We start from the raw sequence: 16,592 nt of genomic DNA, 5'->3' as shown, positions 1-16,592 counted from the left end.
GAATGCTTGCCTTGCGCATTACAACTTAGGCCGCAGGTCTACCCAATAGTGGCTTTCGTTTGTAAGTACCAATATCAACCCTATAATAAACAGGATAGGCACAATAATAGCCAGGGCTAAGCCTATTTTCTCAAACTTAAGGTGCATAAAGTATGCAACAATATAAAAGGCTTTAAGCAATGTTAAAACGATGTATATCGGGTTAGCCCAATGCAAAGGGATATGGCCTTTAGGCACTAACCAAAGTGCTATAATAAATTCTATTACAGTAATACCCAATAATACTCCAAAGATCTGGATGATCTTTTTCTTGGTCATTCCTTCGTGCTCGCCGTGCTCTGCGTGAGCACCTGTTGGTTCTGATGACATATATTTGATCAGTTAAATTTTTATACTAAATAGAAGAAGGTAAATACAAATACCCATACCAGATCCACAAAGTGCCAGTAAAGGCCTACTTTTTCAACCATTAAATAGCTGCCGCGTTTTGCGTAGGTACCAACCAGCACGTTTATAGTGATGATGATATTGATAACAACACCGCTAAATACGTGGAAACCGTGGAAGCCTGTTATAGTGAAAAACAAGTTTGCGAATTGCTGTGCATAGGTGCCGTAAGTAGCTTCGGTACCGCCTTTAAACAGGTGCTTAAGCTCTTCTGCATTGGGGATGCTTCCCCACCAAAAACCTTCATGGTGTAAATGCGACCACTCTAACGCCTGGCAACCTAAAAAGGTAAAACCACCTATGATAGTTGCTACCATCCACCAAAGCACTTCTTTTTTGGCCATCCGGTGACCGGCCTCAACAGCCAATACCATGGTTACCGAACTAAGGATAAGGATAAAGGTCATTAAGCCCACAAAAACCAAAGGCATGCCGCTGTCATACAACCCCGGTACCGATTGAAATACCAGATCGGGAGCTGGCCAGCTGGCAGAGCTAAAACGCAATGCGCCGTAAGAAATTAATAACGAAGAAAAGGTAAACGCATCCGACAGGAGGAAAAACCACATCATCATTTTACCGTACTCCACGTCAAACGGTGATTTTCCGCCCGACCATGGTGTGGTTTTTACTTCATCAATAGGTGATACTTGTGCACTCATGTGTTTGTTAATATTGGTTCAAAAGTAAAAAAACATACAGATAAATCCATATAATATCGACAAAATGCCAAAAAATAGAGGACATCTGCATTCCAAATAAATTTTTAACCTGCGGCTTGTTCCTGTAAGTACCCCAAAGCGTATTAGCTAAGAGCAAAACACCGGCTAAAATGTGTAATAAATGCATCCATATAAATACATACACAAAAGATTGTGATGCATTTGGGTTGCTGAAATAAATGCCCATGCCGGGCAGCAATACTAACCACGCGTAGGATTGTATAGCGAAAAATGCTACACCCAACAATATGGTTATGGTTAAAAAAAGACGTTGTTTTCCAAATTGAAGCTCGCGCGCGGCCTTGGATGCCAGGTACATGGTAATACTGCTTGCTACTATAACTATAGTGCTGTATGTAAAAATAGCGGGTAATTTAATGTCGATACCTGTACCGTGGCCGCCGCTGTATACGATAAAACCGCTGGTAAGCGCAGCAAAGAACATAAACGATGTGAATACAAATACCCACATATTGAATTTCTTCGGCGCAAACTGGTGTTTATCTTCCTGTTCTATATTAGCCATCATTTTACTTTTCCTATAAAATCAAACAAAAACATTAATTGCACTACCGGCAAATAATAAAAAGAGCCAAACATTAACTTACGGGCGGCTGTAATTTCCAGCGTGCGTAAAAGGTTAAAGGCCTGGTATAAAAACAGCAGGCTCATCGCTAATGATACACCGCCTACGTAATAACCGCCGTAACCATAAATAGTTGGCAGCAAACTCACCGGCACCATTATAATGGCAAATATAAAGGTTATCACCGCACTGGCTTTATCTCTTTTACCCGTAGGCAATAAACGAAAGCCCCCAAGTTTATAATCATCATCCAATACCCAGGCAATGGCCCAGAAGTGAACAAACTGCCAAATGAACTGAATGCTGAATAATATCAGCGCGATTTCGTCGATACGACCGTGTGGCTGCCCTGCTACGTAGCCAATTAAAGCAGGCAACGCGCCAGGAATAGCACCGACAACTACTGCCGTTACACCCGATCTGCGTTTCAACGGCGTATAAACAAACGCGTATAACAGGATAGAGAATACCGACAACAAGCCGGTAAGGATGTTTAAGCTACCCAAAAGATAAGTGCCCAACATGCCCATCCCTAAACCTAAAACCAGGCCTTGGCCGGTAGTCATGCGCCCGGCAGGCATAGGCCTGTCCATGGTGCGTTTCATTAACTTATCCGTTTTAACTTCTATAACCTCGTTAAAGCTGTTTGCTGCCGAGGTTACCAGGAAACCGCCGACAACCAGTTTTACCCAATTGATCCACATGGTGCTGCTGTAAAGCGAGCCCCACGTATCGCCACCATTGGCCTTAACAGCTATAATAAATGATATGGATGCCGAAAACGTTACCAAAAAGGTAAGCCTCAGTTTGATCAGTTTACTAAAATCGCTCCACTTCATCTGCCCGCCCCCTGTAAATTAGCCGAACTGTATAAATTCAGCAGTAAATAAAATTGAGCGCCAAAAACCAAACTTGCCAGTACAATATGTGCCGCCTGCGCGTAAGGCGGTAATGCCCAGTATGATAATACAATCCCTGTAACGATCTGCAGCATCAGCATTAAAAAGGTAAAGCTCATCAGCTGCTGCTGTAGAGAATGCCTGTTAAACGTACGGCGGATCAAGGCGTACAAAACAACGTTCAGTATCAATACCACCATAGCCATATCCCTGTGCTGCGAAAATATTTCGCCTGCGCGGCTTGTCCAGCTGTCGCGGTAACTGCCTTCCAGGTGACTGGCTACAGCGTCTATCTTTTCGCGCACCTCGGTGCCAAAGGTTATCTGCAATATGCTTAAAGCCAGTACCAGTAACGTAAGTATAGCAATGAACGGCTTGGTACTTAATTTATACCGCCCGTTAACCTTTGCCATATGATATGTAGCTATGCTAATAGCCAGTATAGCTAAAGCCAATAACATATGCACCGTAACTATCCAGGCCACCAGGTTGGTTGATACTACGATAGAACCTAACCATCCCTGGAAACCTACCAGCACCAGGTTTAATACACTCAGGATAACTATCAGTTTACTGCTCTTCCAATATTTGAAAGAGTAAATAGCTGTAAGGAATAAAAATATGCCGGTGATAGCGCCTATCAAACGGTTGATATATTCCGTCCAGGTGCGGGCGCTGTTAAATTCCTCGGGCACAAGTATCGATCGGTCGTTACGAATGCGCATAGCCAGCTGGCTGTAACCAAATATGTCCAGCATTTTTGCAAACTTCTGGTTTTTGGCCAGGCGTTTATCAGCATAAACTTGTTTATAATTTGCAGGCAATTCTGATATGCTGGTTGGCGGCACATACTGCCCAAAACATTTCGGCCAATCCGGGCAACCCATACCAGAGCCTGTGCTGCGCACAACCCCACCTGCCAATATCAATACAAACAGCAGGATAATAGTAAGTAAGTTTATTTTTAAAAATCTGTTCCCGGGTGCGTTACTGCTCATTCAAAATATTTCTAACAAATTAGGGTACCTGTTGTGGATTTATAATCCGGCACAGATACCCTAAAAGATCAGATCAGTATAAATTATTTTACTTCTTCGTTGCTTTTTTGAGTGCTGGTCCATTTAGCATGCGCTTCTAACCCGGCTGGATTATCTTCAAAATCATGCGGCAGGTTAGAACTCATGGTTTGCGAAAGCGGAACGGTTTGTGGTATAAAGTCCTCTTCGGCACCAGGCTTGCTGTAATCATATGGCCAACGGTAAACGGTTGGGATCTCCCCATGCCAGTTGCCGTGGAAATGCTCGATAGGTGCTGTCCACTCCAAAGTATTAGCTTCCCATGGGTTTTGTACAGTTTTCTTACCCCAGAACATGGAGTATATAAAGTTAACCAGGAACGCAACCTGTGCACAAGCCGCCATAATAGCCGCCCAGGTGATAAATGTATTTACTGATAACCAGCGTTTCATCGATTCAAACTCGGTGAAAGCATAGTAACGGCGGGGTACGCCATCAAGCCCCATAAAGTGCATCGGGAAAAACACCAGGTACGCACCTATAAAAGTTAACCAGAAGTGCAGGTAACCTAACTTCTCGTTCATCATGCGGCCATACATTTTAGGGAACCAGTGGTATACACCGGCCAACATACCAAATATAGCAGCCGAACCCATTACCAGGTGGAAGTGGGCAACCACAAAGTAAGTATCGTGCAGGTTGATATCCAGTGCGGCGTTACCTAAGAAGATACCGGTTAAACCACCAGAGATGAAGAAAGAAACCATCCCGATAGCAAACAGCATAGCTGATGTAAAGCGGATGTTGCCTCGCCACAAAGTAGCCAGCCAGTTAAATGTTTTTACTGCCGATGGTACCGCGATGATCAACGTGGTGATCATGAACACACCACCCAGGAACGGATTCATACCCGTTACAAACATGTGGTGGCCCCATACTATGAACGACAACACGGTGATACCTATTAAAGAGTAAACCATGGCGTGGTAACCAAAGATTGGTTTACGCGAGTTTACCGACATAACTTCCGATGATATACCCATTGCAGGCATAATTACGATGTACACCTCGGGGTGACCCAGGAACCAGAACAAGTGCTGGAACAATATCGGGCTACCGCCTTCGAATGGCTGTGCGCTACCGCCCAGTACGATCTCTGAAAGGTAGAAACTTGTACCAAAGCTACGGTCGAATATTAATAATACCACACCGGCAACCAGTACCGGGAATGCAAGGATACCAAGGATAGCGGTTAAGAAGAACGCCCAGATAGTTAAAGGCATTTTCCAAAGGTCCATACCTTTTGTACGCATGTTTAATACGGTACTTACGTAGTTGATGGCGCCCATTAATGATGATGCGATAAAGAGCACCATACTGATGAGCCACAAAGTCATACCCATACCAGAACCCGGCATTGCCTTTGGCAGGGCAGATAACGGAGGATAGATTGTCCAGCCACCGCTTGCAGGGCCTTTTTGTACCAGGAATGAAGAGAGCATAACAACACTGGCGGTAAAGAAGAACCAGTATGATAGCATGTTCATAAATGGCGACGCCATATCACGTGCCCCTAATTGGAGTGGTATAAGCAGGTTACTAAAAGTACCGCTTAACCCTGCTGTAAGTACAAAGAATACCATGATGGTACCGTGTATTGTAACCAGCGCCAGGTAAAAATCGGCATTTAAACGGCCACCCGGCGCAAAACGGCCTAATAAGGTTTCCATTAAAGGGAAAGCTTTATCCGGGTAAGCTAACTGGATACGAAATAATATGGATAATATCATCGCGATAACCGCCATAGTAATACCTGTTACCAGGAATTGCTTCGCGATCATCTTATGATCCATGCTAAAAATGTATTTACTCAGGAACGTTTCTTTATGATGATGGTGTCCGTGATCCTCTTCGTGATGTGCTCCTTCGTGACCGTGAACTGATAATGTAGACATACTCGCTAATCTTTTTGAATTAATTGTTTAACGCTAACCTGTTTTGTTTAGCAACTGGCTTTACTTCGGCAAATTTCAGATCTTTTTTGATCTGATCTGTCAGGTAAGGTTTTTGCTGTGCTAACCATGCCTGGTATTCTGATTCTTCAACCACACGTACCACTCGTTGCATGTTGTAATGTGCTGCACCGCATATTTTATTACAGTACACAATGTACTCGAATTTAGGATCGCCCACTTTGCGGCGCATCTCTGCAGTAGTGATGGTTGGCGTAAATTTAAAGTAGGTTGGCAAGCCCGGAACCGCGTTCAACTGAACACGAAAATGTGGCATGTAAACACTATGGATAACGTCTTGCGCGTGGATATTTAATTTGATCGATTTATGAACCGGCAGGTACATGGTATCGGCCTGCAAATCATCGTAGCTAAATTTATCTTTAAAATCAACCCCTACCTTGTTTGAACCACTCACCAATTTGTAGTTGGTTTCGCCTAAACGGCCATCGGTACCAGGGTAACGCAATTCCCAGGCAAACTGGTGGCCGGTTATATCTACGTTAATAGAAGCCTGCTCGCCTTTAGCATCAATAGTGTTGGTAATCTGCTGCCAGGTAAAGAAACCGAAGATAACCAGGATGGTTAAAACGATAGCCGGTGCAATGGTCCAAACTTTCTCGATGGTATTGTTATGCGGCAAAAAGTGCCCGCGGCGTTTCTCTGAATAACGGTAACGGAACAGAAAGCCAAACAGCAAGATCTGGGTAATTACAAATACGATAACGGTAAGTACGGTGGTAGTCCAAAACATCTCGTCTATCTTCACACCATGTGCAGAAGCCGATTCAGGCAAAATCATTGCGCCTTGTACCGCAAAGGACCAGTATGCGCCGTACATACCCACAATAAGGAATATGATACAGCAAATGCCCATTACATTGTGCCAGTTGATAGGCTTTTTGTTTTGGATCTGCTGCGTAAGATCATACACACGCAGTATTTTGCCAACGATGCCTACAACAAAGCATACAATTACAAATAGCAATATATAATAACCCGGGGCAAGCCACACGCTTGGTGTAGCATCGCCACTTGAGGCCGTTGCTGCCGTATCTTTGGTTGCATCCTGGGCCATAAGCATGTTGGTGCCTAAAAGCAGGAATGCAGCTAGAACCGAGAGCATTTTTTTAGAACTAATTAAACTTTTAAATCCCATTTTATTGGTGGTTTTGAATGCTGTATTCTGTTGCAAATTTAATAATTATTATATGTGATGATGCAGGCTCTCTTGCAGGAACGGGTGCTTTTTAGGCACAAGCGATTTGAACTTGCTTAACTGAGTCAGCATCATGAAAGTAAATAAACCTGCAAATCCTAAAAATATACCTATCTCCTCAACACCAAAGCCGCTATGTTCTGAAGGGATAGTGCCCGGCATTGTCATCAAATAATAATCAAGCCAGTGGCCGGTTATAAGTATTATACAGGTCCACATCATGCGATTAGTTAAACGTTTCGCATCACGAGACATCAGTAATAATAGCGGTGCCAAAAAGTTAACTACAATGTTTAACCAGAATAACCATTTAAATTCCGGCTCCCAGCGCCTGAAAAAGTAAACCGATTCCTCGGGGATGTTGGCATACCAGGTAAGGAAGAACTGTGCAAACCATACGTAGGTCCAGAAGATTGAGAACCCGAACATCAATTTACCTAAACTGTGTAAATGGTTTTCTGATAGCCATAAAAAATTGCCTTTCTTTCTTAATAAGATGATCACAAGGGCAATAATGGCCAGCCCGCTTACGTGCATAGCTGCTAAATTGTACCAACCAAACATGGTAGAGAACCAATGTGCTTCTAACGACATGATGGTACCGAAAGCAAATATTGGGAAAGTGAAACCAAAGATCACCAGGAATATGCAGGATAACTTGAAGCTTTTATCGTAGTTGCTCATGCCGCCTACGGTATCTTCATTTTCTGAGGCTTTGGCCAGCGCTAAACCTAAGTAGCTATAAGCGCCAAGCAATACGATAAGCATACCGTAAAAGAAACCTACGTTCAAAAACGCCGACTTCCCTGCGATAACCGCGTTATAATTTTCTTCGCCTACTATGGTTAAACCATGTGTTGCCCATGAAGCATATAAATAAGGTACAACTTGTTTGTGGCCTTCAAACTCAATTTCGTGAGTAGTGAACAAACCTGCGGTTACCACTAAAATTAAAATTAAGCTTGCAAATGGCAATACTTTAGCAAAGGCTTGTGGTATGCGGATCAACGAAGCCGACCAGCCCGCCTGTGCTGCATATTGGTATGCACAAAAGAACACACCCGCTGTACAAACACATACAAAGTAGTACGACATCAGCAGCAAATTGGTAAATGTACGCTGTACATGTACGCCGCCCATCATCAATCCAACTACAATTGCTACCACACCAAGTACAATAGCAATTAAACTAACTGTTTTGGCAGTGCCTGTAAATTCAAATTTTTCTTCTAAACTATTATGAGTCTCCATTAACCTAAGCTTATAATTTTTGTAATTGGTGAACATACATAACTATTTTCCAACGATCTTCAGGTGCTACCTGGGATGCGTATGAACCCATCGAGTTTACTCCATAAGTTATAGTATGATAAATTTTACCGTCTGTAAGATCCTTCATTGCACCACCGCGTGACGACTGCCCTTTAGAATATGACGGCGGCGCAGGATAACCATGCGCTACAATAATACCATCACCCTGGCCGGTTAAACCGTGGCAAGGGGCGCAAAAGGTTGTAAACAACACTTTACCTTCGGCCAAATGCTTTGGGGTTTGTGCAATCAGGCTGGCAACTTCCAGGCTTGCTTTATCATAACCTTCGCGTGTGTTTGGGTAATCAAAGCGTTTAAAACCTACAGGGATTGTACCTGCCGGCGGAAGTTGTGCGGTTTTGCCATCCTTAAACTGACTGTTAGGTTGGTCGGGGTCGTATGCGGTATGTTCGTACATATTGGGAGCATATTCCCAGCCGGTACTGCGTCTATCCTTGCATGATGTGATAACGATCGATGCAGCGATAACGATAGCCGTTGTGCCCAATATTCTAAATTTATTCATAGCTAACATATTTTCTGTTGTTATGCTTTACTTCTACAGCGCCTGCTTCTTTTAACAAATTAGTGATATCCTCGTGTGGAATGTTGCCTTTTGCATTGATGGCGATAACAAAACGGTCATCAGTTGCACGCAGGTCCATTACCCTTGGCGCGCGGCCCGGGAAAAGGTGGGTAGCGGCAAAAAAGGTAAGCGTCATACCAAACGCGGTGAATAATATGGTCCACTCAAAAGTGAACGGTACAAAGTTTGGAATAGCGAAGTTTGGTTTACCACCAACGTTCATTGGCCAATCGTGCACCAGTGTATAATATAATATGCTGAATATAACGCTTGCACCAAGGCAGCCAAAACAAAATGCCGCGTAGCCAAGCCTTGATTCTTTTACGCCCAGTTTATCCTCTATCCCGTGGATAGGCATAGGAGTGTAAACATCGTAGATGGGGATACTGTTCTTTTGCAGCTTTTCTATCCCGTGCATCATGTCATCGGGATCATCAAATAAGCCTAATATAAATTTTGTACTACTCATTTTTATATTTTTTCGTAATCAGACATGTCAACACTATCGTATTTAACTAACGACTCTTTGTAATACTGCACTTCTACAGGATCGAGGTGTCCTTCCTCTATTTCCTTCTTCTTAGATTGCTCACTGGATGTTTTCAGCAATAATTTCACTTCCGCTATAGCTACCGATGGTAACACCCTGATGAATAACAGGAACATGGTGAAGAAGATACCGATAGAACCGATAAACACACTTACGTCAACCCAGGTTGGGTAAAACATCACCCAGCTTGATGGGATATAATCGCGGTGCAGGGAAGTAACGATGATCACGAAACGCTCGAACCACATACCTATGTTCACGATGATAGACAGGAACCAAGAGAATTTGATGCTCCTGCGCAATTTGCTCGACCAGAATAACTGCGGAGAAATTACGTTACAGCTCATCATGCTCCAGTATGCCCACCAGTACGGCCCGGTTGCACGGTTGATAAAGGCGTATTGCTCGTATTCTACACCAGAGTACCAAGCGATAAAGAACTCGGTGATGTAAGCCACACCTACAATAGAACCTGTAAGCATGATGATCTTATTCATCGATTCGATGTGGAACATCGTGATGTAGTTTTCTAAACCTAATACCTTACGGGTAACCAGCAATAGTGTTTGCACCATGGCGAAACCCGAGAAGATAGCACCCGCAACAAAGTATGGCGGGAATATGGTTGTGTGCCATCCCGGTTCGAGGGATGTAGCAAAGTCGAAGGATACGATAGTGTGTACCGAAAGTACCAGCGGTGTAGAGATACCGGCTAATATCAGTGATACAGTCTCAAAACGCTGCCAGGTTTTTACCGAGCCTGTCCATCCAAAAGAAAGGATAGAGTAGATGCGGCGGCGTAAACCGGTAGCACGATCGCGAATAGAAGCGATATCGGGCAGTAAACCTGTGTACCAGAATAACAGTGATACAGAGAAGTAAGTTGATATCGCGAACACGTCCATCATCAGAGCCGAGTTCCAGTTTACCCAAAGTACGTACTGGTTTGGCAGTGGTAGGGTAAAGTATGCTAACCACGGGCGGCCCATGTGCGCCACAATATAGGTGGCCGCGCAAATTACCGCGAAGATGGTCATCGCCTCGGCCGAGCGGTTGATGGAGTTACGCCAGTTTTGGCGGAATATTAAGAGTACCGCAGAGATAAGCGTACCGGCGTGGCCAATACCTACCCACCATACGAAACCGGTGATATCCCAGGCCCAGCCTACTGTTTTGTTTAAGCCCCATGCTCCTAAGCCGAACCAAAAGGTGTAGCTGATAGATACAACCCAAAGTAACGAGCCTAAAGACGCAACGGTAAAGCCTATCCACCAGGCTTTGTTAGGTTTATTTTCAACAGGGTTTAAAACGTCGTTAGTGATCTGAGCATAGGTAATACCTTTGCCCGTAATTAACGGTTCCCTGATTATCGATTCATTGTGAGATGCCATATATTATAAATCTCTTGTAATAATTAAGCCTGTAATTCTGATAATGTGTTCCTTACTTTTACCTGGTAACCAATGCCCGGTTTTACGTTAAGTTCTTCCAACACGTAGTAGGTCCTTTCGCTGTTTAAAGCTTTTGAAACTTCAGAGTTAGGATCGTTACGGTTACCGAATACTATAGCGTTTGCAGAACATGTTTGCTGGCAGGCAACTTTAACCTCACCATCAGCCAACGGGCGTTTCTCTATCTTAGCCTTTAACTTACCGGCCTGGATACGCTGAACGCACATCGAGCATTTTTCCATTACCCCACGGAAACGGGTGGTAACATCAGGGTTCAATACCAATTGTGTGTGTTCGTTGCTTAGGTAGTTGTCAAAGCGGCTATCGTTCCAGTAGTTAAACCAGTTAAAGCGGCGCACTTTGTATGGGCAGTTGTTTGCGCAGTAACGTGTACCAACGCAACGGTTGTAAGCCATTTGGTTTAAGCCTTCGCTTGAGTGTACAGTAGCTAATACCGGGCATACAGTTTCGCAAGGTGCGTGGTCGCAGTGCTGGCAAAGCATAGGCTGGTGAACTACCGATACATTCTCAAAGTCTTTCAACTCATCAATTTCTTTCTCTTTGGTAACGTTAAGTTCGCCTTTACCGTTATCGTAGCTATAATAGCGGTCAATACGGATCCAGTGCATTTCGCGGCGGCGGCCAACTTCGTCTTTACCAACAACAGGAATGTTATTCTCAGCGCTACAAGCTACAACGCAGGCACCGCAACCGGTACAGGCGTTAAGGTCGATAGCCATAACCCAATCGTAAACAGGGCGCGAGTGACTTGCGTCATCTACGCTCTTTTCCCAAAGGTCATATTTTTCGTGCTCTTCGTCTTTACCACTGCCCGCTGCTGCGTTCTTTTTGTATTCGGTAAAGGTTGCTTCGCGGATCACATTACGGCCCTCAAAAGAGTGGTGCGTTTGTGTTTGCGAAAGCGGGAAGATATCGCTTGTTACGTCTACAGATACTGCAGAGGTAGTTTGGAAAGTACCATTAAGCAGATTGTAGAAAGGATAGGCGTTTTTACCAACGTTGTTACCAACAAGGCCAGCTGCAGTACGGCCGTAACCTACGGCTACTGATACGGTGCCCCTTGCCTGGCCCGGCTGTGATAACACCGGTAAGCTTACCGAGTATCCGTTGCCGCTTTTTATCGTTACTACCTGGAACTCATCAAGCCCAAGCTCTTTGATATCAGATGGCGACATGGCCGCAAAGTTATCCCAGGTAACTTTAGTTACCGGATCCGGCAACTCTTGTAACCACGGGTTGTTTGCTTTTTTACCATCGCGCATGGCTGGTGTTTGGTACACCTGTAATTCGTATTTACCACCAGCGGCAATTTTGCTGCTTTGGCTCAATATGGTTTGTGCAACCGCGTTAAGGTCTAAAGCGAAGCTGTAAGTGCCTGCTGCAACTGGCGCAGCGTTTATAAAGCCTTTTTGTAAAAGAGCTTCCCAACCAGCCTGGCCGGCTAAACCGCCTTTGGCTAATAAATTGGTTTCCCAGTTGGCTCTTAAATAAGTGTAGTAAGTTTTAACCGCGTTATCGCTCCATACCAACAGGCTTTCTTCGGCCTGGCGGGTATTGTTAACCGGGTTAATAGTTGGCTGTACTACGGTGTAGTAACCTTCTATCGCGCTATCATCACCCCACGATTCGAGGTAGTGGTGGTTAGGCGCAACCGCGTTACATAAAGCAGCGGTTTCGTCGTCCTTATCTGAGAACGTTACTTTAAGGCGAATCTTTTTAAGGGCAGCCTCAATATCTTTAACGTTATAATAATCGTAAGCAGGGTTTGCATCCAGGAACAAAACCGCATCTACCAAACCAGCTTTAGCATCAGCTACAAACTTGGTCCAGTCGGTATCGTTACCGGCGTACTGGCGGGATGGGTTATCCAGATCGATAGTAGTACCGTAGCTACCCAACAGCGAGTTGATGGCATTCACTAGTGTTTGTACCGATACATCGTTAGAGCCGGCGACAACCAGCGATTTGCCTTTGGCGGCTAAAAGCTCTTTTGCTACCAGTACGATCGCTTTATCAGCATTCGCGTTAGTAAGCTTTTTAGAACCCGGTAAAGTAGTACCTGATAATGCATTGTATAAGTTCATCAGCGCGATACCATCCTCAGAAGGTTTTATCGGCATACGAACATCGGCATTGGTACCTGTCAGGCTCATCCCACTTTCGAACTGGATGTGGCGCGACATTTTCTTTGCTTCCAGGGATTTGTTATTCCTATTTTTAACGTATTGCGATGTAAATTCTTCGCCAGAGATCCATGTTCCAAGGAAATCGGCACCAAAACTTACAATTACGTCTGCTTTATCAAAATAGTAGTGGGGCAATACGGCTTTACCAAAGCTGTTTTTATTTGCCTGGATAATACCTGTGTAAGATACTGCATCATAAGTAACATGGCTTGCAGTAGGGAACGCAGTAATAAAATCAGCAATAACAGCTAAAGTAGATGGGCTGTGTACGGTTGATGATACGATGCTTATTTTTTTACCACCAGCTTTAATAGCTGTAAGCTCATCTTTAACAAATTTATCAAGCTGTGGCCAACCGGTTGGGTTGCCATTTAATTTAGGATCTTTTACGCGGCTGGTATCGTACAGTTCAAGTACCGAAGCCTGCGCCTGTGCACTTAAACCACCTTTTGATAAAAGGTCACCGGGGTTACCTTCAACCTTAATCGGCCTGCCTTCGCGGGTTTTTACAAGTATCGCACTGCCTTCGTATGTTGATGAATAGTAGTTAGCGATACCCGGGGTAATTTCCTCGGGTTTTACAAGGTATGGTATAGATTTGTGTACCGGTACTTTTTGGCAAGCTGCCAAAGTAACCGCACCCACACCAAAGCCAAGCGCCTTTAAAAAGTCGCGGCGTGGTGTTTTTGCAGACAACCCTCCCCCGCTTAAAACCTCTTCAATAGGGATCGGCTCCGCAAACTCGTGTTTATTTTTCTCAACAAATTCTGGCGTTCTGTTTAGTTCCTCTAAACCTTTCCAGTATTTTTTATTGCTATCCATTTAAGTTATATAAACTGTAATGCTAAGTTCTGTTCTGTTTATTAATAATGGCACTTGGCGCACTCAATACCACCCAATACATCAACCGTAGGTTTTTTGCCTTTTTTGATAGCATCGTGCAGGGCAAGTATCTTATCGTAGTAACCGTTTCCTTTGTAGTTAACGTTGGTACGTTTGTGGCACTGTATACACCATTTCATGGTAAGCGGCGAGTATTGGTATACTTCCTGCATTTCCTGTACCTCGCCATGGCATTTCTGGCATTTGATGGCACCTACAACGGTGTGCTGCGAGTGGTTAAAGTATGCCAGGTCTGGCAGGTTGTGGATACGCACCCACTGTATAGGATGTGCTTTTGTAGTATCGTATTTCGCCGTTGCAGGATCGTAACCCAAAGCATCGTAAATTTTGTGGATCTCCGGAGATTCGGTTTTAACGGCCTTGTGGCAATTCATACAAACGTTTAACGATGGAATAGAAGCGTTTTTAGATTTGAACGCGCCGGTGTGGCAGTACTGGCACTCCAACTTCATGGTGCCGGCGTGCAGCTTGTGCGAATATTTAATTGGCTGTACCGGCTGGTATCCCTGATGAACGTTGGTGTTCCACATGGTAACCCAGCTCCAGCTGCCCATTGCTACCGTGCCGCACACGATGATAAAGAATACCAATTTTTTATTCTTCAGCGCTTTTTTAACAACAGCAAATTTATCGCCTTTTACTGCTTCTTCGGTTTCTTCTTCTTCAACCAGTAAACCTTTGTTGCTTAACAACAAACGCTCCAGCGTTGCTATAACCTTGTTTAAAACAAGTATTACAATAAAGGCGATAAGGATAACGCCTATTAAACCAAAGATAACCAGGTTGCTTGGGCCTGCATCGGCAGTAGCGGCTTCACCACCGGCAGGTGCTTTTGCTTTATCAGCCTGAACTTTTTTCCAGTCATCGCGCACATAAGCAATAACGTTGGCAACGTCAGCGTCGGTCAATTCGGTAAAAACCGTCATGCCTGCCTGGTTGTACTCGTTATAAATTTTGAGTGCTTTTTGGTTTTTTGCAGCAATTAATGCCTGGTTGTTCTGGATCCACTTGGTTAGGTAAGCATCATCTGTTTCCTGTGTAAGCTGCGGACCCAAAGCAGGGCCGGTCATGCGCACGTCTATTTTATGACATGCTGTACATTTGGCTTTAAAGATGGCTTCCCCCTTAGCTGGATCGGCTTGTGCATTTGCAGTAAGCCCGCATAGCGCCATGCCTGCTACCAGCAAAACCGACTTAGAGAACTGTTTAAGAATCAATGAGATATTTCTCATAAAGTGTATTTATGCTAAATAATTATGTAGTTAATGTGATAAACTGACGTAAAGAAGTATGTTTTACCCGCTTTTTCAGCCACAAAAGTAAAATTTATTACAGTATGACTGACAAATTAATGACAGTAATATCTAATTTATAATCGTTCTAAACAAATTAAAAAAGGCCTTTAAATAGCTGAAAAGGGCCTTTTTTGAGATTTGGAACGATATTTAAAAAACAAACTTTTTTTGAAATATTTCAAAAATTCGTTATTGTTTTAATATCCAGGCAAAAATAAGTGGTGCAACAATGGTTGCATCAGATTCTACAATGAATTTTGGAGTATTGATATCCAGCTTGCCCCATGTTATTTTTTCGTTTGGTACAGCGCCTGAGTATGAGCCATATGAGGTTGTAGAATCAGAGATCTGGCAGAAATAACTCCAAAACGGAATTTCGGGCATTTCCATATCCTGGTAAAGCATCGGCACTACACATATCGGGAAATCGCCCGCGATACCGCCACCTATCTGGAAAAAGCCAATACCTTTTCCGGTCGAGTTTTCGGGGTACCAGCCGGCAAGCCAGGCCATGTATTCGATACCGCTTTTCATGGTAGTGGCCTTTACTTCGCCTTTTATAACGTAAGATGCAAAGATATTACCCATGGTAGAATCTTCCCATCCCGGTACTACGATATGCAGGTTTGCTTCGGCAGCGGCCAGCATCCAGGAGTTTTTAGGGTCTATCTCGTAGTATTGCTCCAACTCGCCGCTCAGCAAGATCTTGTACATAAACTCATGCGGAAAATAACGCTCGCCTGCGGTATCTGCATCCTTCCATATCTTGTAGATATGCTTCTGTAACCGGCGGAACGCTTCTTCTTCGGGGATACAGGTATCGGTTACGCGGTTGTAATGGTTCTCTAACAGATCCCACTCATCCTGCGGGCTCAGGTCGCGGTAGTTGGGTACGCGCTTGTAGTGCGAGTGCGCTACCAGGTTCATGATATCCTCTTCCAGGTTGGCGCCTGTACAGCTGATAATGTCTATTTTGCCCTGGCGGATCATCTCGGCCAGCGAAATACCAAGCTCGGCAGTACTCATGGCACCACCAAGGGTAACCATCATTTTGCCGCCTTCGGTAAGGTGGGTTTCGTAGCCTTTAGCTGCATCCATTAACGCTGCTGCATTAAAGTGCAGGTAATTTCTTTCGATAAATTGTGATATAGGGCCTCTTTCTGTGCTCATATTTATTTATGCTGATTATTTCGCAAAAGTAGGTATTTTGAGGTTAACAGAATTTTAAATTGAAAATTGGGTAAAACAAATGCTTAAACTTTACCTTTAGCACAGGGAAAAGGCGTTTTAAATAGCAGCGCCGGCAAGATGTATTTTAGCAAATTGATCTGTGTTTCGGGGTATGTTCGCGTTCGGTGCATTGCGCGAACAGCCCGAATAAGCCCGAA

The 16,592-nt window shown here is 44.1% G+C and carries 14 protein-coding genes; all 14 read right to left on the bottom strand.

What is annotated here, in order from left to right:
• Positions 1–18: 18 nt before the first annotated feature.
• Positions 19–369: a cytochrome C oxidase subunit IV family protein gene (locus IDJ77_RS13725; protein WP_191189531.1), complete on the bottom strand. Its 351-nt coding sequence runs from the start codon at positions 367–369 to the stop codon at positions 19–21.
• A 20-nt stretch (positions 370–389) separates the two neighbouring features.
• Positions 390–1,109, bottom strand: coding sequence for a cytochrome c oxidase subunit 3 (locus tag IDJ77_RS13720; RefSeq protein WP_191189530.1), 720 nt, complete (start codon positions 1,107–1,109; stop codon positions 390–392).
• Positions 1,110–1,116: 7 nt separating this feature from the next.
• Positions 1,117–1,698 carry a cytochrome c oxidase subunit 3 gene (locus tag IDJ77_RS13715; protein WP_224751092.1) on the bottom strand — a complete coding sequence of 194 codons (582 nt, stop codon included), beginning with the start codon at positions 1,696–1,698 and terminating at the stop codon, positions 1,117–1,119.
• Positions 1,695–2,594: a heme o synthase gene (cyoE, locus tag IDJ77_RS13710; protein ID WP_191189529.1), complete on the bottom strand. Its 900-nt coding sequence runs from the start codon at positions 2,592–2,594 to the stop codon at positions 1,695–1,697. The genes IDJ77_RS13715 and cyoE overlap by 4 nt, the downstream gene beginning before the upstream one ends.
• On the bottom strand, positions 2,591–3,652 hold the full coding sequence (locus IDJ77_RS13705) for a COX15/CtaA family protein (protein WP_191189528.1): 1,062 nt from the start codon (positions 3,650–3,652) through the stop codon (positions 2,591–2,593). The genes cyoE and IDJ77_RS13705 overlap by 4 nt, the downstream gene beginning before the upstream one ends.
• An 83-nt stretch (positions 3,653–3,735) precedes the next feature.
• Complete coding sequence (locus IDJ77_RS13700) at positions 3,736–5,625, bottom strand: cytochrome c oxidase subunit I (RefSeq protein ID WP_191189527.1); 1,890 nt, start codon at positions 5,623–5,625, stop codon at positions 3,736–3,738.
• Between the two features lie 19 nt (positions 5,626–5,644).
• The gene (locus IDJ77_RS13695) at positions 5,645–6,808 is read right to left on the bottom strand and encodes a cytochrome c oxidase subunit II (RefSeq protein WP_224751091.1); all 1,164 of its coding nucleotides are present in this window, start codon (positions 6,806–6,808) and stop codon (positions 5,645–5,647) included.
• Positions 6,809–6,889: 81 nt separating this feature from the next.
• Positions 6,890–8,152 (bottom strand): quinol:cytochrome C oxidoreductase, encoded by a 1,263-nt coding sequence (locus IDJ77_RS13690; RefSeq protein ID WP_191189525.1) that lies wholly within the window; start codon positions 8,150–8,152, stop codon positions 6,890–6,892.
• 10 nt (positions 8,153–8,162) lie between these two features.
• Positions 8,163–8,738, bottom strand: coding sequence for a c-type cytochrome (locus IDJ77_RS13685; RefSeq protein WP_317174341.1), 576 nt, complete (start codon positions 8,736–8,738; stop codon positions 8,163–8,165).
• Complete coding sequence (locus IDJ77_RS13680; protein ID WP_191189523.1) at positions 8,731–9,267, bottom strand: DUF3341 domain-containing protein; 537 nt, start codon at positions 9,265–9,267, stop codon at positions 8,731–8,733. The genes IDJ77_RS13685 and IDJ77_RS13680 overlap by 8 nt, the downstream gene beginning before the upstream one ends.
• A gap of 2 nt (positions 9,268–9,269) precedes the next feature.
• Complete coding sequence (gene nrfD / locus IDJ77_RS13675; protein ID WP_191189522.1) at positions 9,270–10,739, bottom strand: NrfD/PsrC family molybdoenzyme membrane anchor subunit; 1,470 nt, start codon at positions 10,737–10,739, stop codon at positions 9,270–9,272.
• A 23-nt stretch (positions 10,740–10,762) separates the two neighbouring features.
• On the bottom strand, positions 10,763–13,828 hold the full coding sequence (locus IDJ77_RS13670) for a TAT-variant-translocated molybdopterin oxidoreductase (RefSeq protein WP_191189521.1): 3,066 nt from the start codon (positions 13,826–13,828) through the stop codon (positions 10,763–10,765).
• A gap of 41 nt (positions 13,829–13,869) precedes the next feature.
• The gene (locus IDJ77_RS13665; protein ID WP_191189520.1) at positions 13,870–15,141 is read right to left on the bottom strand and encodes a c-type cytochrome; all 1,272 of its coding nucleotides are present in this window, start codon (positions 15,139–15,141) and stop codon (positions 13,870–13,872) included.
• A 252-nt stretch (positions 15,142–15,393) separates the two neighbouring features.
• The gene (locus IDJ77_RS13660) at positions 15,394–16,374 is read right to left on the bottom strand and encodes a deoxyhypusine synthase family protein (protein ID WP_191189519.1); all 981 of its coding nucleotides are present in this window, start codon (positions 16,372–16,374) and stop codon (positions 15,394–15,396) included.
• Positions 16,375–16,592 lie beyond the last annotated feature (218 nt).

The organism is Mucilaginibacter pankratovii (assembly GCF_014773265.1).
Lineage (GTDB): Bacteria > Bacteroidota > Bacteroidia > Sphingobacteriales > Sphingobacteriaceae > Mucilaginibacter > Mucilaginibacter pankratovii.
The sequence above is the reverse complement of the archived record's forward strand: the minus strand, read 5'-3'. Positions and strand labels throughout refer to the sequence as shown.

Excerpts from the sequence above, each read along its gene's own strand:
- IDJ77_RS13725 (WP_191189531.1), bottom strand. The coding sequence starts at position 369 with ATGTCATCAGAACCAACAGGTGCTCACGCAGAGCACGGCGAGCACGAA.
- IDJ77_RS13720 (WP_191189530.1), bottom strand. The coding sequence starts at position 1,109 with ATGAGTGCACAAGTATCACCTATTGATGAAGTAAAAACCACACCATGG.
- IDJ77_RS13715 (WP_224751092.1), bottom strand. The coding sequence starts at position 1,698 with ATGATGGCTAATATAGAACAGGAAGATAAACACCAGTTTGCGCCGAAG.
- cyoE (WP_191189529.1), bottom strand. The coding sequence starts at position 2,594 with ATGAAGTGGAGCGATTTTAGTAAACTGATCAAACTGAGGCTTACCTTT.
- IDJ77_RS13705 (WP_191189528.1), bottom strand. The coding sequence starts at position 3,652 with ATGAGCAGTAACGCACCCGGGAACAGATTTTTAAAAATAAACTTACTT.
- IDJ77_RS13700 (WP_191189527.1), bottom strand. The coding sequence starts at position 5,625 with ATGTCTACATTATCAGTTCACGGTCACGAAGGAGCACATCACGAAGAG.
- IDJ77_RS13695 (WP_224751091.1), bottom strand. The coding sequence starts at position 6,808 with ATGCTCTCGGTTCTAGCTGCATTCCTGCTTTTAGGCACCAACATGCTT.
- IDJ77_RS13690 (WP_191189525.1), bottom strand. The coding sequence starts at position 8,152 with ATGGAGACTCATAATAGTTTAGAAGAAAAATTTGAATTTACAGGCACT.
- IDJ77_RS13685 (WP_317174341.1), bottom strand. The coding sequence starts at position 8,738 with ATGAATAAATTTAGAATATTGGGCACAACGGCTATCGTTATCGCTGCA.
- IDJ77_RS13680 (WP_191189523.1), bottom strand. The coding sequence starts at position 9,267 with ATGAGTAGTACAAAATTTATATTAGGCTTATTTGATGATCCCGATGAC.
- nrfD (WP_191189522.1), bottom strand. The coding sequence starts at position 10,739 with ATGGCATCTCACAATGAATCGATAATCAGGGAACCGTTAATTACGGGC.
- IDJ77_RS13670 (WP_191189521.1), bottom strand. The coding sequence starts at position 13,828 with ATGGATAGCAATAAAAAATACTGGAAAGGTTTAGAGGAACTAAACAGA.
- IDJ77_RS13665 (WP_191189520.1), bottom strand. The coding sequence starts at position 15,141 with ATGAGAAATATCTCATTGATTCTTAAACAGTTCTCTAAGTCGGTTTTG.
- IDJ77_RS13660 (WP_191189519.1), bottom strand. The coding sequence starts at position 16,374 with ATGAGCACAGAAAGAGGCCCTATATCACAATTTATCGAAAGAAATTAC.